Consider the following 24417-nt stretch of genomic DNA (forward strand, 5'->3'; position numbering starts at 1 on the left):
TGAAAGACACTTCTGTTTTATTTAGCAGCTGCAAATTAATACTATTTATGCTGATTGGAAAGAATATTTGATGCTAAAAATAAATTTTAAGGTTCTGTAGCAAGAATTGATGAAAAACATATTCAAAAACTACTAAATAATTAGTAATTTTGCTACCTCAAATTATGACAAATTTTTCAGAATATTTGCCCTATGCATTTGCATTGATCATCACGATACCATTTTTGGTTTTGGTGAGACAATTTATATTCACTTTTATTAAACTTAAAGAGCAGGAAATCAGGCTTCTTTCTGTAAAATCAAATGCTGAAAACAAAACGCAGTCTTATGAAAGAATGGTTCTTTTTCTGGAAAGGATAAAGCCATTCAATCTCGTCCAAAGATTTGATAAAGGCCTTGCGGTTCATGAGTTTATCTTCTTGACGGAAAAATCCATCAATGAAGAGTTTGAGTACAATTCTTCCCAGCAGCTTTATTTAACAAAAAATTCATGGAAAAATATAGTAGATTCCAAAAACGCTATAATAGATTTGTTTCACTCAACTTATGAAGGGTTAAAAGGCAACGCGAGTCTGGAAGAATTTAAAACAATTTTCATTATGAACTATATGAATGGTGAAGACTATATTTCAGCTACCATAGAAGATTTAAGAAGAGAAATTATAATAATAGCTTAACTAAAAAAATAAATTTAAAATAATGATTCCAAATTTTAAAGCACATCCATGGCACGGGATTTCTGCAGGAGAAGATGCGCCAAATGTTGTAAATGTTTTCGTGGAGATCGTTCCTTCAGACACTATTAAATACGAAGTAGATAAAGAAACAGGATTTTTGAAAGTAGACAGACCTCAGAAATTCTCAAATATTATCCCTGCATTGTACGGTTTTGTTCCAAGAACATATTGTGACACTGCTGTAATGAATCTCGCTGTTGAAAGAGGGGCAAACGACGTTACTATGGGTGATCATGACCCTTTGGATATCTGTGTATTAAGCTCGCACAATATTCACGCAGGAGGATTGCTGATGGAAGCTATTCCTATTGGCGGTTTTAAAATGATTGATGGGGGAGAAGCTGATGATAAAATCGTAGCTGTAATGATCGGTGACCACGCTTTCGGACACTTCAGAGATATTTCAGAATTACCTGAGGCAGAAGTGAAACGATTAATGCACTATTTTCTTACGTATAAAAACTTACCGGACGAGCCTGCAAAATGTAGAATTCAGGAGGTTTACGGTGCAGAACACGCTAAAAAAGTGATTAAGGCGTCTCAGGAAGATTACTCAAATAAATACGGAGGATAAAATTCTCTTTATTGAAGATAAAAATTAAGGATAAATGATTTTTCATTTGTCCTTTTTTGTTTTTAGAAGCTTTTCCCGCTTTTCATTACAATTCCTCATTACGACGAGGCTGCGCCGCTCCATTGCGGGATTTTTCATTGCAATCGGGGCTAGGGTGACAGTTTTGGTGGCTTCGAGAGCCTCAACCATCATTGAACGGCGGTCTTTTCATCAAATAGGAACGTGCTTTAGCTTATTTAATTAATAAAAAATAAATTGGCTTTAGTCGAACTTATTAATATATTTCTATTAATCAAAATAACATTAAACCTAAAACTTTAAACTTTAAATCGTCTTTGATTAACCGTTTAACCAATAGCTTTTAAATAGTTATAAATATTTTTCGTTAGTTTCATGAGAATTATTCATTATATTTAATTCTCTATTACCAAAAAATATTAAACTATGGATCTATTTACGTTAGTACCAATTTTCGGTGTTGTTGCATTACTTTACACTTTTCTCCAGAGCAACTGGGTAAGTAAGCAGGATGCCGGAAATGATAAAATGAAACTTATTAGCGGGCATATCGCTGACGGTGCAATGGCCTTTCTAAAAGCCGAGTACAAGATTTTAACCTATTTCGTAGTTATTGTGGCCATTCTTTTAGCAGTGATGGGAATGAGCAATGCCAATTCACACTGGACGATAGGTATTGCTTTTGTGGTAGGAGCTATTTTCTCTGCATTGGCCGGTTTTATCGGGATGAAAATCGCTACAAAAGCCAATGTAAGAACAGCAGAAGCTGCAAAAACCTCGCTTTCAAAAGCGCTTAAAGTTTCTTTTACCGGAGGCTCCGTGATGGGAATGGGAGTTGCCGGGCTGGCCGTTTTAGGATTAGGAACACTTTTTATCATTATCAGGCAAATCTTCGCCCCAGATGCTCCGGTAGATTCCCACGAAATGGAAAGAACCATTGAGATCCTTACCGGTTTTTCTTTGGGCGCAGAATCCATTGCATTATTTGCAAGAGTGGGTGGAGGAATTTATACAAAGGCCGCAGATGTAGGGGCTGACCTTGTAGGAAAAGTAGAAGCCGGAATCCCGGAGGATGATCCCCGAAATCCGGCTACCATTGCCGATAACGTAGGGGATAACGTGGGAGACGTTGCAGGAATGGGTGCCGACCTTTTCGGTTCTTATGTGGCGACTGTTTTAGCTACAATGGTATTGGGAAGGGAAACCATTTCCGAAGATTCTTTCGGTGGTTTTGCCCCGATTCTTTTACCCATGCTTATTGCGGGAACAGGAATTATTTTCTCCATTATCGGAACTTTATTTGTCAGAATCAATGATAATGAAGACTCTTCCACATCTAGCGTACAAAATGCTTTAAACCTTGGAAACTGGGGAAGCATTGTTATTACAGCTATAGCTTCTTATTTTTTGGTAACTTATATTTTGCCTGAGAAAATGGTTCTCAGAGGTCACGAATTCACAAAAATGGGTGTCTTCGGGGCTATAATGGTAGGATTGGTAGTGGGTACTTTAATGAGTATCATCACAGAATATTATACAGCAATAGGTAAAAGGCCGGTTTCAAGTATTGTAAGACAATCTTCTACAGGCCATGCCACCAATATCATTGGCGGACTTTCCGTGGGAATGGAATCGACATTACTCCCGATTATTGTTTTGGCAGGCGGGATTTACGGATCCTATCTTTGTGCCGGATTATACGGAGTAGCCATTGCAGCAGCCGGAATGATGGCCACAACTGCAATGCAGCTGGCAATAGACGCGTTCGGCCCAATTGCAGATAATGCAGGAGGTATTGCAGAAATGAGCGAATTACCAAAAGAAGTCCGGGAAAAAACAGATATTTTAGATGCCGTTGGAAATACTACCGCCGCTACGGGTAAAGGGTTTGCAATTGCTTCTGCCGCGCTTACGGCATTAGCTTTATTTGCCGCATTTGTAGGTATTGCAGGTATCGATGGAATTGATATTTACAGAGCTGATGTCCTGGCCGGATTATTTGTTGGCGGGATGATCCCATTTATATTTTCATCTTTGGCTATTACTGCGGTAGGACAGGCTGCAATGGCCATGGTAGAGGAAGTACGAAGACAGTTCCGTGAGATCCCAGGGATTTTGGAAGGAAAGGCACAGCCTGAATACGAAAAATGTGTAGCCATTTCCACAGACGCTTCCATTAGAAAAATGATGCTTCCTGGAGCAATTGCCATTATTTCACCCTTATTGATCGGGTTTATTTTCGGGCCTGAAGTTTTAGGAGGATTTCTTGCCGGAGCCACGGTAAGTGGTGTTTTAATGGGAATGTTCCAGAACAACGCAGGTGGAGCTTGGGATAATGCTAAAAAATCATTTGAAAAAGGAGTTGATATCAATGGGAAAACCTATTATAAGGGTTCAGAACCTCATAAGGCCTCAGTGACAGGGGATACTGTGGGTGATCCTTTCAAGGATACTTCCGGGCCTTCCATGAATATTTTAATTAAATTAATGTCAATTGTTTCCTTAGTTATTGCCCCAACTTTAGCAATACTGCATAAAGATAAGATAGAAGCCAACAGACAAGCAAAAATTGAAGCGCTGACCGGAGTTTCGGGGGTAAAAAGTACTGTAGTAACTACAGATTTAATGGAGTTAGGTCATAATGATATAAAAGGACGTTTGAACGAAAGCGGAGATTTTGTCTATGACACCGGAAATATCAAGGAAGTGGAATTGAAAGGCGGAAAGAAAATTTCTATTGGTGAAGGAAGTCAGTTATATCAATTATATAATTCAGTTAAAAATAAAGATCAGAAAATTTTGAATCCTAATAGTTGGTATACTATTGAAAACCTTTATTTTCAGACAGGTTCCAGTGATTTAAGACCTGGTTCGGAAGTTCAGCTCTTAAATCTTGTTGAAATTTTAAACGCTTATCCTGATTTAAAGATAAAGCTGGGAGGCTATACAGACAATACCGGAAACGAAGAAAGCAACCAAAAGCTTTCAAACCTAAGGGCTCAAACCACAAAACTGAAGTTATTGGAATTGGGTATCGCGGGTGATCGTGTAGAGGCGGAAGGATACGGCTCTCAATATCCTGTCTGTCCGGAAAATGACACCAATGAATGTAAAGCGAAAAACAGAAGAATTGATGTAAGAGTTTTAAGCCTTTAATCAATTTTAAAATATATAAGCACTGCCTTGGCGGTGCTTTTTTTATTGAAACTGATAACACAAATATTTTCTCGAACAAACACAAATCATCTGTTCAATCTGCCAAATCTGCGAAGGAAAATAGTAAGAGATTGCTTCGTCACTACGTTCCTTGTAAGACCTCAAAGATTCTTCCTTAAATGATTCAAGGCATCAATAATCAAATCATCATTTTTCGCAAAGCTAAAACGTACATAATCAGAATTTTGTCTTGAATTATAAAAAGCAGATAAAGGGAGACAGGATACTTTTTTATCAACGGTAAGCCATTTTGAAAACTCAACGTCTGTCATGGTTTTAGAGATGTTTCTGAAATTAACCACTTGGAAAACAGCTCCTTCAGCCTTATTTTCAGTGACGAACGGTGTTTCTTTAATCAGATCATTAAAAAGGTCACGCTTTTTCTGCATTAGAATATGATTTTCAGAAGATTCAAAAACTTCCAGATATTTTGCCAATGCATATTGACATGGAGAATTCGCGCTGTACGAGATATACTGCTGGTGACAGCGGAATTTTGAAGTTAAATCCGGCGGAGTCAATAAATATCCGACCTTCCAACCGGTCGTGTGAAACATTTTCCCGAAAGAAAAAATGCAGAATGTTCTTTTCTTTAGTTCCGGATGGAGAAATGAGCTGAAATGATCAATACCATCATAGCAATAAGTATCATAAATTTCCTCCGAAATCAAATAAATTTCCTGGCTTTTTATTAATTCATAAAGTCGGTCCCAATCATTTTTTGACCAGATTTTACCCGTTGGATTTTGAGGAGAATTGACAATAATGGCTTTTGTTTTTTCAGAAATACAATTTTGAAGTTTATCCCAGTTTATATTAAAATCATTATCAAGATCATAATATACAGGAATACCACCATTTAAAAACACCGAAGGCCCATAAGTATAATAAGAAGGCTGGATGATAATAACTTCATCTCCTTGATTCAGAATACATTTCAATGAGGTATATAAAGCAAAAGTTGCACAGGGAACAATGGTTACTTCATTTTCCAGAAGCTTAATGCTATTTATTCTTTTAAGGTTAAACCTAATGACATTCTCAATCAGCAATGGATTTCCTGCAAGTGGCTCATAATGATGGTTTTTAAGGTCTGCAGATTCTTTTAAATACACTCTGAGGCGCTCATCAATATCAAAATCCGGGATACCGAGTGACAGGTCAAAACTATTGTGTTTCGCCGCCAACTCAGACATATCCGTGAAAAATGAGTAATGACTGAATCCGTAAATATTATTCATCCCGTTGCATTTAATTCAAATATAAGAAAAATACACATCCATTAAAGATTAAATAAATTTTGTTATTTTTAAGCAAATTATTTTATAATGAAAAGACTATTTATTCCGCTACTTTCAATTGCTATGCTGGCAAGCTGTGGAACGGCAAGAACGTTTACCGATACATCTTCACCACAATTTGCATCCAACGTAAAAGGTGACAAAGAGTTTCTTTCTGCCTACAGAGAGATTAAAGCTGATGATCTAAAGAAAAACCTATACGTAATTGCTTCAGATGAAATGGGAGGAAGAGATACGGGCAGCCCTGGCCAGAAAAAAGCAGGAGAATACATGATAAACTATTATAAAAGCCTCGGAGTTTCTTATCCGAAAGCTTTAGGTTCTTATTATCAAAAAGTTCCGGCAGATTATATGAAGCAGAGGGGTGGAAGTAATCTTCCTGATTCCGAAAATATTCTGGCCTTCATTGAAGGAAGTGAGAAACCTGAGGAAATCATAGTAATTTCTGGGCATTACGATCATGTGGGAACAAAAGACGGAGTAGTATACAATGGAGCTGACGATGATGGAAGCGGAACGGTTGCCGTCATGGAAATCGCAAAGGCATTTCAGGCCGCGAAAAAATCAGGAAACGGACCTAAAAGATCAATACTTTTCCTTCATGTAACGGGTGAAGAGCATGGCTTATTCGGGTCTGAATATTATACCGATAATCCTGTTTTTCCTTTAGCAAATACGGTGGTAGACCTGAATATTGACATGATCGGTCGTGATGATCCGGAAAACAGAGGAAAGCAGTATGTGTATGTCATTGGTTCTGAAATGTTAAGCTCTCAATTAAAAGTTATCAACGAAGCAGCAAATAAAAGAACGAATAATCTGGAACTAAATTACAAATATGATGATCCCAACGATCCTCAGAGATTGTATTACAGATCAGACCACTACAATTTTGCAAAAAATAATATTCCGGTAGCATTTTTCTTTGACGGCATTCATGAAGATTATCATAAGCCTACAGATGATGTGGAAAAAATAGATTATGCATTACTGGCAAAAAGAACCCAGCTTGTTTTCGCAACTGCCTGGGAACTGGCTAACAGGAAGGATAGAATTGTTGTAGATCAGAAATAATTAATAATATTTATATGAATTTTAAGGGCAAATTTTTAAATGAGCTGTTTGTCTTTTTATATTTAAAATAAATTAAAAATGCTTCGAGAAGCCAAATTTGATGATATTCCCCAAATACAAAAAGTGAGGAATTCTGTTAAGGAAAATATGTTGTCTGATCCGAATTTAGTGACAGATAAAGATTGTGAAGAGTTTTTATTTAAAAGAGGTAAGGGATGGGTGTATGAAACTGATAACCAGATTGTTGGATTTTCTATTGTTGACTTAAAGGAAAATAATATTTGGGCGTTATTTCTGCATCCTAATTTTGAAAAGCAAGGAATTGGAGGGCTACTTCATAATGTTATGCTGAATTGGTATTTTAATCAGACCAAAGAAAATTTATGGCTAGGAACTTCTCCCGATACAAGAGCTGAAGACTTTTACAGAAGAGCTGGCTGGAAGGAAATCGGAAGGCATGGAAAGGGTGAAATAAAATTTGAAATGTCTTTTAGCGATTGGAAAAAATAAATAATATGAAACAAAAAGTTATATCTGTTGCCTTTAGATTTTTATCAAATTGTGTAATTATATTTTTCAGTGTTGTAAATTTCTTTTCTGTATTTTTTGCAAGTGGTTTTAAGCCTTGAGTTTTATCTTCAACACTTCTATACTTAAGATAAAAATCTATAAGATCAATCAACTTTTCAGGTTTTGTAAGTTTTTTTTCAGTTTTGATTTTATGTACAAAGTAGTTTTTGGTTATATATTCTTTGATTAGATTTTTTAGCTCCGGAGATGTAGCATTTAAATTATTATCAATGAATTTTGAATAGTTGATCTGAATAAACTGAGGTTATTATTTCTGTATTGAGAAGTCTTGTTTCTGATGATCTTGCACCCTTTATGATCTGATCTTCATTCCAACATTGATTATCACTATCCCAAAATTTTTTTTCAATAAAATAGGGTGTTACTAAAACAAGATCAAAATTTTTATTAGGTCTGTATCTGAAATATATTTTTTGTCTTTCAGAATTTCCTCTTAAGAAAAAATTAACTGTTGCAATAATTTTATAATTACTTGAATAGGTCAAATATAAAAATTTACAATAACAATTAAAAATTTGTTACCACATTTGTTACCACCAACTACCAACAAACTTGAACAAATTAAAACATGGTTAAATATAAATATTTTTAGAAAGTGTCTGAAAATGTTTAATATAAAAGGGTTTTCAAGAAAAAACAGGATATTCGAAAAACATCCTGTTTTAATATATGTAGCCTCACCAAGAATCGAACTTGGATCTAAAGTTTAGGAAACTTCTATTCTATCCATTGAACTATGAGGCCTTGATTTTTAAAATTTAAAGATATAAAAAATCCGCAAGAATCAATGGAAGAAGAGATGAAAGAATCTGCTCTTTAGGAGCAGATTCAGTAGATAAAACATCTCATTTTTTTAATTAGACAACAATAAAAAGCATAGCCGACAATGCTATGCTTAAATTTTTATAAATTTAATTGCGATTTCATAATTGAAAAAAGCAAAATATGTTTCCACTTCAGTTGTATTACATAGTAAATTTAGGAAATAATTTTATTCTAAACAATAATTAAATGTTAAAATTCACATGTTATGCACATTTTTTTGTGGATAAATTTAGAAGATCTAGTCTTCATATGAATAACCTTCAATGAAAGAATTTAGTATTTTCTTGCTTTTCTTAACGTCCTTTTCCATGGTTGAAAAATATTAAGTTTCTAATTGGAAATTTACTTATATATTTTTGAATAAAAAAAAGACTCTCTTTATATTTCTTAAATCTCCAACTTTTCCTTTATATACTTCGCAGTATGAGATTTTTTATTTTTTACCAGGTCCTCTGGAGTTCCTGTGAAAATTACTTCACCTCCATGCTTACCGGCTTCCGGGCCTATATCAATAATATAATCGGCGGACTTGATAATATCCGGCTGATGCTCAATGACAATCACCGAATGCCCAAGATCAATAAGAGCCTGAAGAGATTTAAGTAATTTCTGAATATCATGGAAATGCAGACCTGTAGAAGGCTCATCAAAAACAAACAAAGTCTTATCTGTTGTTACCCCTTTTACCAGGAATGAGGCCAGCTTCACACGCTGTGCTTCACCGCCGGAAAGGGTAGAAGAGCTTTGCCCCAGCTGTAGATATCCTAACCCAACATCCTGCAATGGTTTTAGCTTGGTTACGATTTTCTCCTCGTGATTATCTGTAAAAAATTCCAATGCTTCATCAACGGTCATGTGTAGAATATCAGAGATGTTTTTCTCATCATATTTCACCTCAAGGATTTCATTTTTAAAACGCGTTCCTTTACAAACCTCACATTCAAGCTCAATATCAGCCATGAACTGCATGGATACATTGATTACGCCTTCACCTTTACACTCATCGCATCTTCCACCATCTACGTTGAAAGAGAAGTGCTTAGGCTTATAGCCCATCATTTTGGATATCTTTTGCTTTGAAAACAAATCGCGGATATCATCATAAGCTTTCAGATAGGTAACAGGATTTGATCTGGAAGATTTTCCGATAGGGTTTTGGTCGATTAATTCAATATGCTTAATTAGCTTTTTTGGAAATTCTACAGCATCATAATCTCCTTTTTTACCGCCCATCCCCAACTGAATCTGGATGTCATTCGTAAGGATTTCTTTCATTAAAGTAGACTTTCCGCTTCCAGAAACTCCGGAAATTACCACAAGGTTTTCCAAAGGAACATCTACATTAATATTTTTAAGGTTATTTTGGCGAGCACCTTTTATATTGATCCATTCTTTAGCCTTTCTTCGTTTTGCCGGAACCTCAATCTCCAGTCTGCCGGTCAGGTATTTTGACGTTAAAGTATCCGCGTTTTTCAAATCTTTGTAATCACCTGCAAAAACAAGGTCACCGCCGAGATAACCAGCTTCCGGACCAATATCAATGATATAATCTGCAGCTTTCATCACATCTTCATCATGCTCGACAACAATTACCGTATTCCCGATATCACGAAGGTTTTTCAAAACATCAATCAGATTTTCAGTATCTCTTGAATGCAGCCCGATGGACGGCTCATCCAAAATATAAATTGAACCCACTAAAGAACTTCCTAAGCTCGTGGCAAGGTTAATTCTTTGGCTTTCACCGCCGGAAAGGGTATTGGAGGTTCTGTTCAAGGTTAAATATCCCAAGCCTACTTTTAATAAAAATTCAAGGCGGGTAGTAATTTCATATAATAATCTTTTCGCAACTTCCTGATCGTGTTCTGATAATTTTAATTCTTTAATCAAGGGGAAAAGCTCATCTAAAGGAAGCTCGATCATTGACTGGATATTATGCCCGTCAACTTTCACCCAGCTCGTTTCCTCACGCAGTCTAAGGCCTTCACAAGTAGGGCAGAGTGTTTTGCCTCGATAACGGGAAAGCATCACACGATACTGGATTTTATATAAATTTTCCTCAAGCATTTTGAAGAAATTATTAACTGAAGGAAAGCTGGAGCTTCCGTCTCCTTTCCAAAGGTAATTTTTCTGTTCCTTGCTTAACTGATGATAAGGCTTATGAATAGGGAAATCTTTAGCTTTTTTAATGAAAGCTTTCTTCCATTCGCTCATGCTTTCTCCTCTCCAGGCCATCACGGCATCTTCAAAAATAGACAAGGTTTTGTTGGGCACTACAAGATCTTCATCAATCCCGATTACTTTTCCATAGCCTTCACAGGCCGGGCAGGCTCCGTAAGGATTATTAAAGCTAAAAAAATGAACATTCGGCTCTAAAAACTCAATACCGTCAAGTTCAAATTTATTTGAAAATTCTCTGATCTTCCCGGTATCAACATTTTTTAATGAACAATATCCACGGCCTTCATAAAATGCCATCTGAATAGAATCCGCAAGCCTTTGAAGAAAACTTTCATCCTCTTCGTATGAAAAACGGTCGATCACAAGATTGATTTCCATTCCTTTTTCCGGAGTGAAACCGAAACTCTCCAGATCTTCGATTCCTGCTACATTTCCGTTGATTTCTAATCGAGTAAATCCGGCAAGTTTTAAAACATTTAAATTTTCACCGAAATTGGCAGTATCATATTCGTAAGGAGCCGTCAATAGGAAAGCATCTTTTTTTGAAGTTTTAATGAAATCCACCACGTCGGAAACCGAATCTTTTTTGACCTCTTCACCAGAAATAGGAGAAAATGTCTTTCCAATTCTCGCAAACAGAAGCTTCATATAATCATAAATCTCCGTTGACGTTCCTACTGTAGATCGCGGATTGGAAGAAATTACCTTTTGCTGAATTGCGATAGAAGGTGCTAAACCTTTAATATCATCAACTTTCGGTTTTTCCAGCTTACCCAAAAACTGACGTGCGTAAGAGCTCAAGCTCTCAACATATCTTCTCTGTCCTTCCGCATAAATCGTATCGAAAGCCAGTGAAGATTTTCCGCTTCCGGAAACTCCTGTAATGACGATCAGCTTATTTTTCGGGATGAGAACATCGATGTGTTTCAGATTGTTAAGGTGTGCATTCTTAACGAAAATCTGTTTTTTAATATCTATATCTGTTGTATTAGCCATAGTAAAATTAAGACTAACAAAATTACGAATTTTTAGCGGATTTTTTTATACATTTTAAAAGACAAATAGCATGAATAGAAAACTCAGGTAACATTAATTAAAACTTTTATTTGAGATTAATTTTAAACAATTGATAAAGAACATATATTATTCATAGCATATCATCAATCTTCAATTAAATATTATAATTTTATACTTTTTAATGGTGTGGTATTGTTTTGCATATTAAATTTATTTAAAATTGTATTCATAAATATGTAATTATAAAAATGAGAAAATTAATTAGAGATTTAGTTACACATTTAATGAGAAAAAGATAGAAATTACTAATTACTCCCAGAAAGATGCGGTTCCCAACCGCATCTTTTTTATGACAACTATCATTTGTATGTCATCTTAAACTCCATTATTTTTGGAACTTGTAAAAACTAACCGAGATACATCTGATCTATGATTAAGAAAATAGTAAGTGTTTTTTTCTTTGGAGCTTTATTTTTTATTCAGGCACAGGAAAAATCAACCGATATTGAAACCATTGAAATTCAGGGAAAGCTGATTTCTGTTCCTTATAAAATTGCCAATCAAAATATTACGGTCATTACAAAAGAGGAAATAGCCAACTCTCCTGCTAAAAGTATTGATGAAATTCTGCAGCAGGTTCCCGGTATGGATATCAGGAGAAGAGGGCCCAATGGAGTGCAGAGTGATCTTGGCTTTCGTGGAAGCTCTTTTGAGCAGGTGCTTCTGCTTCTGAACGGGGTCAGGATGAATGACTCTCAAACCGGGCACAATTCTATGAATCTGCCGATAGACCTGGAAGATGTGGAAAGAATCGAAGTGATAAAAGGACCCGGAGCAAGGAGATTCGGACAGAATGCCTACGCCGGTGTCATTAATGTAATTACAAAAACCCACATCGGAAAAAGGGTAAAAATAAGTGCTGAAGCAGGTGATTACGAAAGCTACAGCTTAGGCTTGAATGCGCAGTTGGGAAATGAAAAATTCTCGAATTCCTTACAGGCAAATTCTTCAGGATCTGAAGGTTATATGCATAATACAGATTACGAAATCAGAAATATTTTTTATCAGAGTAAATTAAATATCAATAACGGTGATCTCCGACTGCAGGCCGGTTTTTCCGAGAAAAAATTTGGGGCAAACGGCTTTTATTCTTCTTCGCAGGCTACGGAGCAATATGAGGAAACACAGGCTTCGGTTGTAAGTCTTGCGCATCAGCAGAGCTTTGGAAAATTAAAAATTCATTCAAATATATATTGGAGAAGAGGGCAGGATATGTATCTTTTTAACAGGCAAAAGCCTGAAATCTATCGCAATATGCACATCGGAAACAATGTGGGCGGCGAGGTAAATTCTAGCTATGAATGGGGATTAGGGACAACCGGAGTAGGTGTGGAACTGAGAAAGGAGTTTTTGGCAAGCAATAATCTAGGGAACAGAAACCGTTTTGTTTCTCAAATTTTCTTTGAGCATCATTTTTCTTTACTTGATAAAAAACTAAATATCAGCCCCGGATTTTCCTGGGCAAACTACTCTACTGAAGGAAATTTTTTCTATCCAGGTTTAGATGTTGGATATAACTTTAATCAGAATAATAAAGTTTACGGAAATATTTCCAGAGTTTCCCGAGTACCTACTTTTACAGACCTTTTTTATGTAAGCAAAACAGAACAGGGAAATCCTGACCTGAAACCTGAAAGTGCAGTTTCTGCAGAGATGGGATATGAGTTTCAGAATAAAGTTGTTACGGCAAAAATAAGCGGATTTTTAAGAAATTCGAGCAACTCTATCGACTGGACCAAAAAAACATTGAACGATCTCATCTGGTATGCCGGCAATGTAGATAAAATCAATACAAAAGGTATTGAAATAGAACTGAATCACAGAATTTTAAACTGGCTGAAATATACTGTCGGGTATACTTATCTTGATAATAATTTCAAAGCTTCTGATGAATTTGTTTCAAGATATGTCCTGGAAAATTTAAAGCATCAGTTCATAGCAAAGCTGGAGACAAAATTCCTGAAAAATTTTACCAATGAAGTTGTTTACCGTTATAATGAAAGAGTGAGCCTTGGAAGCTATAATATTTTAGACGAAAAATTAAGTTTCGTTAAAAAAGACTTTTCAGTGTATATTTTAATCAATAATTTAACAAATATTACATATACAGAAACTTTTGGGGTACAAATGCCAAAAAGATGGTTCCACATTGGTTTTTCTTATAATATCAATATTAACTAAATATTAATTCACCATGAATTAAACTTAATATTATGAAATTGTTAATTAATTTACATTTGCAAAAATTTTTTTGATGAAACTATTTCTAAACCTAAGTTTATTTTTATGTATTACCTTTTTAAAAGCACAGGAACACATTTCCAGCTTTGATGCGATTACCCTCACTTATAAGTTTCATCCAAAATTTTTCCTGTATGGTGAAGGACAGCTTCGTGGAAATGAAGATTATACCTATCCGGATTATTATGAGATAAAGGGCGGTTTGGGATATTATCTCACCAAAAATCATAAGCCTTTCGTGGGAATCGGAAGATATGTAAATTATAAATCGCACAGCCTGAGCAGGGAAGAGCTTCGCGTATGGCTTCAGGACGTCATTGATATAAAAAAGGGCATCGTAAAGTTTGAAAATCGTTTTCGAGTTGAAAAAAGCTGGTTTTATGAACCACAAACCGATAAAAGCTCACAAAGAATGCGTTACCGTTACCGTCTGAATGTAAGTGTTCCTTTAAATGCAAAAGAAGTAAAAAAAGGCACTATTTTTGCAAATGCTTACGATGAAGTTTTCCTTGTAAGCTCTATGAAACCTACTTTTGCAAGAAACAGGGTATATGGTGGATTTGGGTATCAGATTGATGATTATATCGGAATTGCAACCGGATACCTATGGCAGAGAGAGTTTGAAGCGTCGGGGAATAAAAATCTACATTTTATTTATTTAGCTTTAAATATTAATATTGACGGTACCAAACACCCTGTGAAAACATACGAATACCCAGGTGCAGATTAAAATATTTTTTCAAGCTCAGCCTTAAAGTTAATCAGCTGTATTTTATAATCTGTATATGCTTTATTTAAAATCGACTGATATTCATTAATTAATGAGAATACGGCATCCACTTCCTTCTGGATATACTTGTAGTTGTTGAAATAAATATATTCAGAATCAAGGAAATCTTTTAAAAGCCGCTTATCATCAAGTGATAAAAAATTTTTGTATCTGGATTCTTCGATGAATTTTTTCAAGGTTTCTTTAAATATTTTTTCATTTTTAAGCAGACTAGACCTATGCTTGCGGATTTCTTCAACAGGAAGGATGACCATCATAAACTGCAGATAGGGAATAAAATTGTTGATTGAATCCTGATAGACATCATATTCACTATCCAACGCAGCAAGGGTTTTATATTTTTCAAGTAGAATTTTCCTGTTTGCTTCATCTGCCTTATGATAAAAGTACCGGAAAATAGTTTTATCATTTTCCTTAATTTCAGACTGAATATTTTCAAGCTCTTTTGAAAATCTTGGGATTAAAATTTTTGCCTCGCTGGCTTTATACAATTTTCCGTTGCATTTAAATGTCCTTACCAGTTTAGGATTAGCAACCATCTGATGAAGCACATAAAGATCAGTCTCAACACCAGCTTTCTCATGTACAAGAGATACTTTTTTATCTGTAAAGAAATCGTTGCTTTCGGATGTTTCATAGATTAATTCTTCTACATTTTCCAGAATCGGATTATGTCTTTCGTAATATCCGTTAAAGTCAGAAAAAATACTTTTATATGGATATTTTTCTTCATAAAGATCCAGAAATCTTTCGTTAGTACTTACAACTTCGCCTATGTTTTTAATATTATTCAGGGTTAAAAATTTACTCGTCAAAGCTTTGCATATTTCATCAAATCCGCGGATGATACTTTTTGCAAGTGCATTATTTTCAGGGCAGTTTTTTGTTTTATTTTTCCAGATCGCCTCGATTCTTTTATCCGTTTCGGGGTGAAATGACCATTGATCTTCTATTTCTATTTTTGATTTGTTATATCGTCTAAGGTCTTCAATACCTACTTTGGGAAGATTATTTTCATATGAATGATGATTTCTTTCACTGAAAATTTTCATCAGTAAAGTCTGATTTTCAAAAAGATTTTCAGGAAGATATTTGTTATTACTTTCTGCATAGAACATAAACACACTATTGAAAGCTTCGCTGCTTAAATCCATTCTTAATAAAGAATCTGTCTGTTCTTTAGGATTGGTTACATAAGTGGCCACAGCGTCCGCGTGAAACTCCATTTCCTTTCTCAAAGAGGCATTATTTTTAAACAAAAAATCAGAAAAAAACTTTAAAATATATTGAAAAATACTTATAAAACCAACAGAAACCATTCCTGCAAGCTGAAAAGCCCAATGTCCGGAGCCATGCTTAAGTGAGTTTTCAAAATCTTTGTTGTTGTAAACAGTATCAAAAATAATTTTCTCGGCCTGGCTTACATAACCTCCTATCTTCATGCTTCGCTGTGAAAAGTGACCGAATTCATGAGCTAAAACCGTTTTAAGCTCTCCCACAGTAGAAGAGTTGATAAGTCCCATACCGATAGTGAGATTTTTTTTTACCGGTAAAAACATGCTCCAAAAAAGGGAATTATAGCTTACACTAGCATTCACTTCAGGAGAGAGAAACACCTTTCCCGGTTTCTGAACCTTTATTTCTGCGACGATTTCATCAATAATAGCAAAAAGCTCTGGCTGCAGCTTCCTGTCGATCTCGATCAAATGTCTGTTGTTGTAATGATTTTTTATGAAAATAAATTTGATCAGGTAATAAAATACGACCAATCCGATACTAAATAATCCTAAACTCGCCAAAACCGTAAAATAGTTGGCATGAATGGCTATTATTTTTATTGCTCCGTAACCTAATAAAAAAATCAGCAGGAGCGAAGCCATAATTAATAAAAAATAAACGATAAAAAATATTGAAATTGAGAAAATTGCGGAAATCAGCTTAGATCTGTAAGCCGGAGAAATAAAAGGTAAATTATTCATCATATGTGTTTTTAGTTATTTATCAATCAGATAGTGATAAGCTTTTAAATATTTATTAAATCTTTTAATATCTTTTGGGGTAAGCTCGCGGTTTACTCTTCTCAAATCCATATTATCGCGAAGATCATTGAGCTTTACTGCCACGGCAAGAGGAGAGCGTTCGGTTCTTTTTACAAAATCGTCATAGTTTTCATCCGGATCAAACTTTGTTAAACAGCTGATCGCGAAGATAATATATTCCGGAAAGCCTTCACTTCTCAGATAATCAAGGCTGAATTCCTGTGGATGATCTTCTACCACATCGTGAAGGACACCTACAATTTTTTCGTCGATGGTTTTGCCATATTCCATGACGCGCATGACGTGGGCGATGTAGGGAGCGTGGTATTTGTCGGTTTGGCCTTTGTGTGCTTTATCTGCAATTTTAATAGCTTTATGTAATAGTTCTTCTTTTATCATTATTAGGTAAAGTAGAATACAAAAATAAAAAATGCCTCAACATTTGAGACACTTTTTTAGGAATATTTTAACAATATTTTAATTAGCTGTTTTTTCTTCCACACTATATTGGATGCATTCTTACTATTGAAACTTCTACCATTATTAGATTTTACTTATTTTTCTGCCGTACAGAATTTAAATTTTATAATACATTTTATCTTTTCTTTTAGAATAAGCAGAAGTATCTCTTGGTTTTGCAACAAGCATTTTGTAAAGGCTGTTTTGTTCATCTTTTTGTTGTATCTACAAATTTTTAAGATTAAATTTCCTAAGCTTAATGATATGCTTTTCGGAAGTTGTTGTTTCCTGTCTTTTTCCTGGGAAAAAATTATTATTGAACTTAATGTAGCTGTCTTTAATATTAGTCTTATTATTTTATTATGAATTTTTTTTGAATTTGAATTGTAGCTTGTTTTCTTAAAATATATATAATATTATGTCATCAGCATTGCGTACTATGAAATTATTTCGGATAGTTAAATTTCTGGGTGAAACATAGCCTCGATAGGAATGACATCCTTTTTGGTTGCGGGTTTTGCTTTGCTCCACCCACAACCAAAAAGATATAATGGATAGCGGGAAAAAGCTCCTAAAAAAAGCATCTCAAAAATTGAGACGCTTTGAAATCAAATTTATATTTAAAAGACTAATAAGCTCCTTTATTGATGTAATGTGCAGCGATTTTCTCTGTCAATGCCACTACATTCGGATGATTGGTATATTTTGTAAATCTTCTAAGGCCGGAAAGCATCATTCTCTGCTCGTCGCCTTCAGCGAAAGAAACGATTCCTTCTTTTGCTGCCACGATAATTTTTTCAACCGCCTTGTAAAGGTTTAGCTGGGCCATTGCCGCTTCCACAGATTCTGATGAGAAATGCTTTTCTGCTCTCAAAATTGCAGATTCTGCCATGTAGATTTGGTTAAGAATTTCAGAAGCATTCAATAACAAATGCTGTTGTTTCTCAATATCTATCATATATTTTTGAAGAGCCGCACCTGAAACCATTAAGAAAACTTTCTTAAGATTAGCAATAATTGCTTTTTCTTCGCTCATAAAAGCTGAATAATCCGGAACTTCAAATGACGGAATTCCCATCAGTTCTTTGCTGATCGCCATTGCTGGAGACAATAAGTCTAGTTCTCCTTTCATTGCTCTCTTGATCAACATTCCTACGGCCAGCAATCTGTTGATCTCATTGGTTCCTTCATAAATTCTTGAAATTCTTGAGTCTCTCCAGGCAGCTTCCATTGGCGTGTCTTCAGAGAATCCCATTCCTCCGTACACTTGAATTCCTTCATCTGCTGTATGTTGAGCCAAATCTGAAACAAAAACTTTAAGAATTGAACATTCAACGGCAAATTCTTCAACACCTTTCAATTCTGCAGCCTGATGGTCCATTCCTTCGGCAACCAGTTCATCAATTTTATCCTGGATATTTTTCGCCGCTCTGTACGAACCTGCCTCACTTACAAAAACGCCGGTTGCCATTTCAGCAATTTTCTTTCTGATTGCTCCAAAAGTCGAAATCGAAACTCCAAACTGCTTTCTTTCGTTAGAATATTGAATAGAGTGGTTTAAAATTCTTCTCTGCGCATCCAGACAAGCAGCTGCTAATTTAATACGGCCAACATTTAATGCATTTAAAGCGATTTTAAAGCCGTTATTTCTTTCACCTAAAAGATTCTCAACAGGAATTTTCATATCATTAAAGAAAACCTGACGGGTAGAAGATGCACGAATACCCAACTTGTGTTCTTCCTCACCGAAAGTTAAGCTTTTAGGGTTTTCCAGTTCGGAACGGTTAATAACAAAACCTGTAATGTTTTTATCATCATCAATTTTTGCAAATAATGTAAAAGTATCTGCAAATCCTGCGTTTGAAATCCACATTTTCTGTCCGTTGATGATATAATGTTTTCCATCTTCAGAAAGTTTTGCTCTTGTTTTTCCTGAGTTGGCATCAGAACCTGCATCAGGTTCAGTTAAGCAATATGCTCCGAATTTTGTTCCTGCTGCTAAATCGGGAAGATATTTTTGCTTTTGAGCTTCTGTTCCATACAGAACAATTGGCAAAGTTCCGATTCCTGTGTGAGCTCCGTAAGCTGTTGCTAATGAACCGGTAACACCTGAAATGTAGTCACAGGCCAGCATGGTGGTCACGAATTCCATTCCAAGCCCTCCGTAGTTTTCAGGAACGGCAATTCCCAAAAGTCCCATTTCACCAAGCTTACGCATTACTTCTTCAGTAAAGCCGTAATCTTTTTTCTCAAAGCGTTCTTTTTGCGGAACAACTTCTCTATCAATAAATTCTTTCGCAGAGTCGCGAAGCATTTTTTGTTCTTCAGAAAGTTCTTCCAAAGAGAAGATTTCATTAGCTTGAATTTCTTTTATTAAAAACTCACCTCCTTTCAATGTTTTATTAAGTGTAGTCATTATATTTTGTATTTTAGTTATAATAATTCAAAAATTGAAGCAGCACCTTGTCCTGTTCCGACACACATAGAAACCATACCGTATTTGTTTCCGCGTTTTCTCATTTCGTCAAGAAGCTGAACGGTTAATTTTGTTCCTGTACATCCAAGTGGATGACCAAGTGCAATTGCTCCTCCGTTAACATTTAAAATCTCAGGATTTAAGCCTAATTCTTTTTTAATGGCAACAGATTGAGATGCGAATGCTTCGTTTAATTCTATTAATTCAATATCTTTTAATTCTAAACCTGCTTGTTTTAATGCTTTTGGAATCGCATAAATCGGTCCCATTCCCATGATTCTTGGCTCAAGACCTGCTGCAGCATAAGCTACTAATCTGGCTTCTGGTTCAATACCTAATTCTTTCACCATTTCTTCGCTCATTACCATTACGAAAGCTGCTCCGTCACTCATTTGAGAAGAGTTTCCGGCTGTTACGCTTCCTCCGTTGGCAAAAACGGGTCTTAATTTAGCTAAACCAGCCAAAGAAGTATCTGCTCTTGGACCTTCATCTACTGAAAAATCAAACTTTTTAGTCTGCATTTTCTGGTTTTCATCCAAGAAATTGTATTCAACAGGAATTGGAACAATCTGGTTAGCAAATCTGCCTTCCTGATTGGCTTTTAAAGCTTTCATATGAGATTCAAAAGCGAACTGATCTTGTTCTTCTCTTGTAATTTTGTACTGTTTCGCCACTTCTTCCGCAGTGTAACCCATTCCCCAATAATAATCAGGATTGGTTTTGGCAATATCTGTTTCAGGAACAGGTTTGTAACCACCCATTGGAATGTAAGACATTGATTCTGTACCTCCGGCGATAATGCAATCCGCCATTCCTGCCTGAATTTTTGCAGAAGCAATCGCAATTGCCTCACTTCCTGAAGCGCAATATCTGTTCACCGTAACTCCGGGAACTTTGTCTGTATTTAAACCCATTAAGGAAATCAAACGTGCCACGTTCAAGCCTTGTTCAGCTTCTGGCATTGCATTTCCTACGATAAGGTCATCGATTCTGTTTTTGTCTAATTGCGGAAGTTCAGCCATTAATTTTTCAATCACGGTTGCCGCCATTACATCGGGTCTTGTAAATCTTAAACTTCCTTTTGGAGCTTTTCCAACGGCAGTTCTGAAACCCTTTACTATATATGCTTGTTTTGACATTTTTTTGTTAATTAAAAATTAGTTTAAAAGTTTTTGCCTCGTAGAGGTAAACTGTTCATAGCTTTTTTGTTTTGCAATATGTGCGGAGCTCCGTAGGAGCGACCTGTTAATCTTCAATCCACTCAAATAAATATTTCGGATCATATTCAATTTCAAATTTTGACATAAAATCCAAATATTCTTCTTGAAATGTTTTCTTTTTATGATGTTCTTCTTGATTTAAAATATATTTAACAACAGAATCTAAACTGCTTTTAGAATAGGAAAAAGCTCCGTATCCTTCCTGCCAATTAAATTTTCCATTCATCCATCCTTTTTCATTAATGAATTTTGATGAACCTGCTTTAATATCTCTTACTAAATCTGAAATTGAAACTGTTGGACTCATACTTACAAGAATATGTACATGATCCGGCATTGCAAAAACTGCGAATAATTTTTGACTTCTATGAGAAATAATACCTGTAATAAATTTATGTAATTCTTCTCTATTTTCTTTTGAAATCAGATTTTGTCTTCCTTTGACAGCGAAAACAATTTGAATATAAATTTGTGTGTATGTATTTGCCATAAAAATTAACAGGTCGCCTCTACGAGGCTCGACTCGATGTTTTCTAAAATTATTCTGCTATTAACAGTTCGCTCCTACGGAGCTCGCCATTAATTTCTCAACGGTTTACCATTTTGTAACATATACTGAATTCTCTCCAATGTTTTTCTTTCACCACAAAGTTGCAAGAACGTCTCTCTTTCAAGATTCAATAAATATTGTTCCGTAACGACTGTAGGTTCAGAAAGATTTCCGCCGACCATAACGTTGGCTAACTTATCTGCAATCTTTTTGTCGTGTTCAGAGATGTAATTTCCGGTTAACATCTGGTCGGTTCCAACATAGAACATTCCTAATGCATCTTTACCCAAAACTTTTACTCGTTGCTCAATTGGTTGAGTATACCCTTGTTCTGCCAATAATTTGGCTACCTTTTTAGCCTCAGCAATCTGTCTGTTTTTGCTTACAGAAACGATATCTTTTCCTTTTTCAAGAATTCCCATATCATAGGCTTCATAAGCAGAAGTTGCCACTTTACCCATTGCGATATTCATAAAAGCTTCACGAAGTCTGTTATTTTTTACATCATCGTTGTGGAATTCTCTTGACGTTCTCAAAGTCAATTCTTTCGTTCCGCCACCACCAGGAATTACACCAACTCCGGTTTCAACCAATCCGATGTAAGTTTCTGCAGCTGCAACCACTCGGTCGGCATGCATTGTCATTTCGCAACCACCACCAAGCGTCATTCCGTGAGGAGCAACGACTACAGGAATAGAGGAGTAGCGAACTCTCATCATGGATTTTTGGAAGTAAGCAATTGCCATGTTCAAATCATCCCAATCCTGTTCGATTGCCATCATTAAAATCATGGCTAAATTGGCTCCAACAGAGAAATTAGTCGCTTGGTTTCCAATCACTAATCCGTCATATTCTTTTTCAGCTAAATCAATGGCTCTGTTTAATCCATCCAACACTTCACCTCCCAAAGAGTTCATTTTAGAACGGATCTCGAAGTTGATAATTCCGTCACCTAAATCTTCAATCGCTGCACCGGAATTGCTCCAAAGCGTTTTATTTTTTCTTATATTATCTAAAATAATGAAAGCATCCTGACCAGGAATTTTTTTATAATCACGGGAATTTTTATCAACATAAATGCTTTGTCCTTCATCATTTACTTTATAGAAAGTCTCCACATGCTGCACCCAGTCTGAAACTTGGTAACCGGCTTCTGTAGCCAATTCAATACCTTTTTGAACACCGACTGCATCCCAAATTTCAAATGGTCCGTTTTCCCAACCGAAACCGGCTTTCATCGCATCATCAATTTTGTAGATGTCATCAGAAATTTCCGGAACTTTATGAGAAACATAAGCGAATAATGCCCCCAACGATTTTCTGTACAATTCTCCAGCCTTGTCTTTTCCGCCAATTAAGACTTTGAATCTGTCAATTGGTTTGTCTATATTTTTAGTTAATTCTAAAGTCGGAAAAGAAGATTTTCCTTGAAGCTCGTATTCTAAAGTATCAAGATTCAACCCGTGAATTTCAGATTTTCCTTCAGTATTTTTCACTTTTTTGTAGAACCCTTGCTCTGTTTTTGAACCTAACCATTTATTATCAATCATTTTCTGGATGTAATCAGGAAGTGCAAAAACATTGTTGAAATCATTTGCTTCGGCACCGCTCTGGCGAACACCATTTGCTACCATCACCAAAGTATCCAAACCAACAACATCAGCAGTTCTGAACGTCGCAGATTTTGGACGACCAATCACAGGACCAGTTAATTTATCAACTTCAGAAACCGTTAAACCTAATTTCTGAACGTTGTGAAGCAAATCCATCATTGAAAATACTCCGATTCTGTTCGCAATAAATGCAGGAGTATCTTTTGCCAAAACCGTTGTTTTTCCTAAGAATTTAGCACCGTAATTCATGTAAAAATCAATGATTTCCGGAAGTGTGTCGTTTGTTGGAATAATCTCTAAAAGAGGAAGATATCTCACAGGATTAAAAAAATGCGTTCCTGCAAAATAATGTTTAAAATCCTCGCTTCTTCCTTCCGTTAAAAAATGGATTGGAATCCCCGATGTATTAGAAGAAATCAACGTTCCCGGCTTTCTGAATTGTTCGATTTTTTCGTAGACTGATTTTTTGATGTCAAGTCTTTCAACTACAACTTCAATGATCCAGTCTGTATTTTTTATTTTTGGTAAATCATCATCAAAATTTCCAACCTTAATTCTATCTGCGAATTTAGGAGAATAGAGTAGTGCCGGACTTGCTTTTTTGAGTTTTTCAAAGTTTTCCGCAGCGATTCTGTTTCTTACTGCTTTATCATCTTTGGTCAAACCTTTTTTCTGTTCCATTTCATTCAGTTCAAAAGGAACGATATCCAGAAGCGACACCTGGACTCCGATGTTGGCAAAGTGCGCCGCGATACCACTTCCCATAATTCCTGAACCTAGAACCGTAACATGTTTGATTCTTCTTTTCATTGATTTATTATTTGTAATTGTTTAATGCGTTTGTCATTTTCAACGAGATACAAAATCATTTGAAACTATACCCATAGTAAAATGATTATTTTTTATTATTAAGATCGGTAGCGATTTTCATAATTTCGCTCATCACTTGTTTAAAGGTCTCAAGTCTTTCCGAAGAAATTTTTTCCATTACTCTTTTATTGAAGTTGACAACAACTTCTTTTGAAAGATTTCTTGAGTTTAGGCCTTTATCAGTAAGCTTGATGATTACTTCACGCTTATCAGTGGTAGTTTTTTCCTTGTAGATATAACCATTGTCTTCCAAGAGCTTAATAATTCTTGTAAGTGATGTCGGTTCGATAGCCATCTTAGGACCAAGGTTTGTACTTCTTGTTCCTTCTTTAGGGTCGATCTTTAGAAGAGTGAGGGCCTGAACAGCCGTAGAATCATGCTCTTGTGCTAGTTCCGTATACATTTTTGAAACGGCTAACCAGGTCTGTTTTAAAATTAAGTCAACGTTTTCTATTTTATCCTTATTACTATCCATCATTCTATATTGAAATGGTTTTACCCAAATTTACTAAATATTATGCATGCATAGTATTTTTTAAAGTTAAAATTTGTTAATAAACTGATA

General features: G+C 35.5%; 16 protein-coding genes and 1 tRNA gene. 7 read left to right on the forward strand and 10 right to left on the reverse strand.

All coding sequences use genetic code 11. The features are described from left to right. Positions 1–164: 164 nt before the first annotated feature. The 3 genes from BW926_RS00645 to BW926_RS00655 all read left to right on the forward strand — a co-directional run bounded on the left by BW926_RS00645 (position 165) and on the right by BW926_RS00655 (position 4485). A complete protein-coding gene (locus BW926_RS00645) occupies positions 165–677 on the forward strand; it encodes a DUF7935 family protein (RefSeq protein WP_076443464.1) in 513 nt (170 codons plus the stop codon). A 22-nt stretch (positions 678–699) separates the two neighbouring features. Further along, positions 700–1311, forward strand: coding sequence for an inorganic pyrophosphatase (locus tag BW926_RS00650; protein ID WP_076443465.1), 612 nt, complete (start codon positions 700–702; stop codon positions 1309–1311). 444 nt (positions 1312–1755) lie between these two features. Beyond that, positions 1756–4485 (forward strand): sodium-translocating pyrophosphatase, encoded by a 2730-nt coding sequence (locus tag BW926_RS00655; RefSeq protein WP_076443466.1) that lies wholly within the window; start codon positions 1756–1758, stop codon positions 4483–4485. A gap of 161 nt (positions 4486–4646) precedes the next feature. Here BW926_RS00655 and BW926_RS00660 read toward each other — a convergent pair whose 3' ends face one another. Next, a complete protein-coding gene (locus BW926_RS00660; protein ID WP_076443467.1) occupies positions 4647–5786 on the reverse strand; it encodes an aminotransferase class I/II-fold pyridoxal phosphate-dependent enzyme in 1140 nt (379 codons plus the stop codon). An 87-nt stretch (positions 5787–5873) separates the two neighbouring features. Here BW926_RS00660 and BW926_RS00665 point away from each other — a divergent pair, with 87 nt between their 5' ends. Together BW926_RS00665 and BW926_RS00670 are read left to right on the forward strand one after the other, a co-directional pair. Continuing rightward, entirely contained in the window at positions 5874–6920 is a 1047-nt protein-coding gene (locus BW926_RS00665; RefSeq protein WP_076443468.1) for a M28 family metallopeptidase, read from the forward strand. Positions 6921–6998: 78 nt separating this feature from the next. Further along, entirely contained in the window at positions 6999–7430 is a 432-nt protein-coding gene (locus BW926_RS00670; protein ID WP_076443469.1) for a GNAT family N-acetyltransferase, read from the forward strand. 753 nt (positions 7431–8183) lie between these two features. On the opposite strand, the gene BW926_RS00680 is transcribed toward BW926_RS00670, so the two are convergent. Then, a tRNA-Arg gene (locus BW926_RS00680) sits at positions 8184–8255 on the reverse strand. A gap of 468 nt (positions 8256–8723) precedes the next feature. Further along, positions 8724–11513, reverse strand: coding sequence for an excinuclease ABC subunit UvrA (uvrA, locus tag BW926_RS00685; RefSeq protein ID WP_076443471.1), 2790 nt, complete (start codon positions 11511–11513; stop codon positions 8724–8726). Between the two features lie 450 nt (positions 11514–11963). On the opposite strand from uvrA, the gene BW926_RS00690 reads away from it, so the two are divergent. Next, positions 11964–13775, forward strand: a complete 1812-nt coding sequence (locus BW926_RS00690) for a TonB-dependent receptor plug domain-containing protein (protein ID WP_076443472.1) — start codon at positions 11964–11966, stop codon at positions 13773–13775. A gap of 73 nt (positions 13776–13848) precedes the next feature. Beyond that, positions 13849–14565 (forward strand): DUF2490 domain-containing protein, encoded by a 717-nt coding sequence (locus BW926_RS00695; RefSeq protein WP_076443473.1) that lies wholly within the window; start codon positions 13849–13851, stop codon positions 14563–14565. On the opposite strand, the gene BW926_RS00700 is transcribed toward BW926_RS00695, so the two are convergent. The 7 genes from BW926_RS00700 to BW926_RS00730 form a co-directional block, all read right to left on the reverse strand. Further along, entirely contained in the window at positions 14562–16607 is a 2046-nt protein-coding gene (locus BW926_RS00700; RefSeq protein ID WP_076443474.1) for a M48 family metallopeptidase, read from the reverse strand. The genes BW926_RS00695 and BW926_RS00700 overlap by 4 nt on opposite strands. Positions 16608–16619: 12 nt before the next feature. Next, positions 16620–17063 carry a phosphohydrolase gene (locus tag BW926_RS00705; protein WP_076443475.1) on the reverse strand — a complete coding sequence of 148 codons (444 nt, stop codon included), beginning with the start codon at positions 17061–17063 and terminating at the stop codon, positions 16620–16622. A 688-nt stretch (positions 17064–17751) separates the two neighbouring features. After that, positions 17752–19539, reverse strand: coding sequence for an acyl-CoA dehydrogenase family protein (locus BW926_RS00710; RefSeq protein WP_076443476.1), 1788 nt, complete (start codon positions 19537–19539; stop codon positions 17752–17754). A 17-nt stretch (positions 19540–19556) separates the two neighbouring features. After that, positions 19557–20738, reverse strand: coding sequence for an acetyl-CoA C-acyltransferase (locus BW926_RS00715; protein ID WP_076443477.1), 1182 nt, complete (start codon positions 20736–20738; stop codon positions 19557–19559). A gap of 106 nt (positions 20739–20844) precedes the next feature. Beyond that, positions 20845–21309, reverse strand: coding sequence for an IS200/IS605 family transposase (gene tnpA, locus BW926_RS00720; protein WP_076443478.1), 465 nt, complete (start codon positions 21307–21309; stop codon positions 20845–20847). Between the two features lie 89 nt (positions 21310–21398). Further along, positions 21399–23792, reverse strand: a complete 2394-nt coding sequence (locus BW926_RS00725; RefSeq protein ID WP_076443479.1) for a 3-hydroxyacyl-CoA dehydrogenase/enoyl-CoA hydratase family protein — start codon at positions 23790–23792, stop codon at positions 21399–21401. An 85-nt stretch (positions 23793–23877) separates the two neighbouring features. Beyond that, on the reverse strand, positions 23878–24327 hold the full coding sequence (locus BW926_RS00730; RefSeq protein WP_076443526.1) for a MarR family winged helix-turn-helix transcriptional regulator: 450 nt from the start codon (positions 24325–24327) through the stop codon (positions 23878–23880). Positions 24328–24417 lie beyond the last annotated feature (90 nt).

This window comes from Chryseobacterium sp. RU37D (assembly GCF_900156075.1).
Classification (GTDB): domain Bacteria; phylum Bacteroidota; class Bacteroidia; order Flavobacteriales; family Weeksellaceae; genus Chryseobacterium.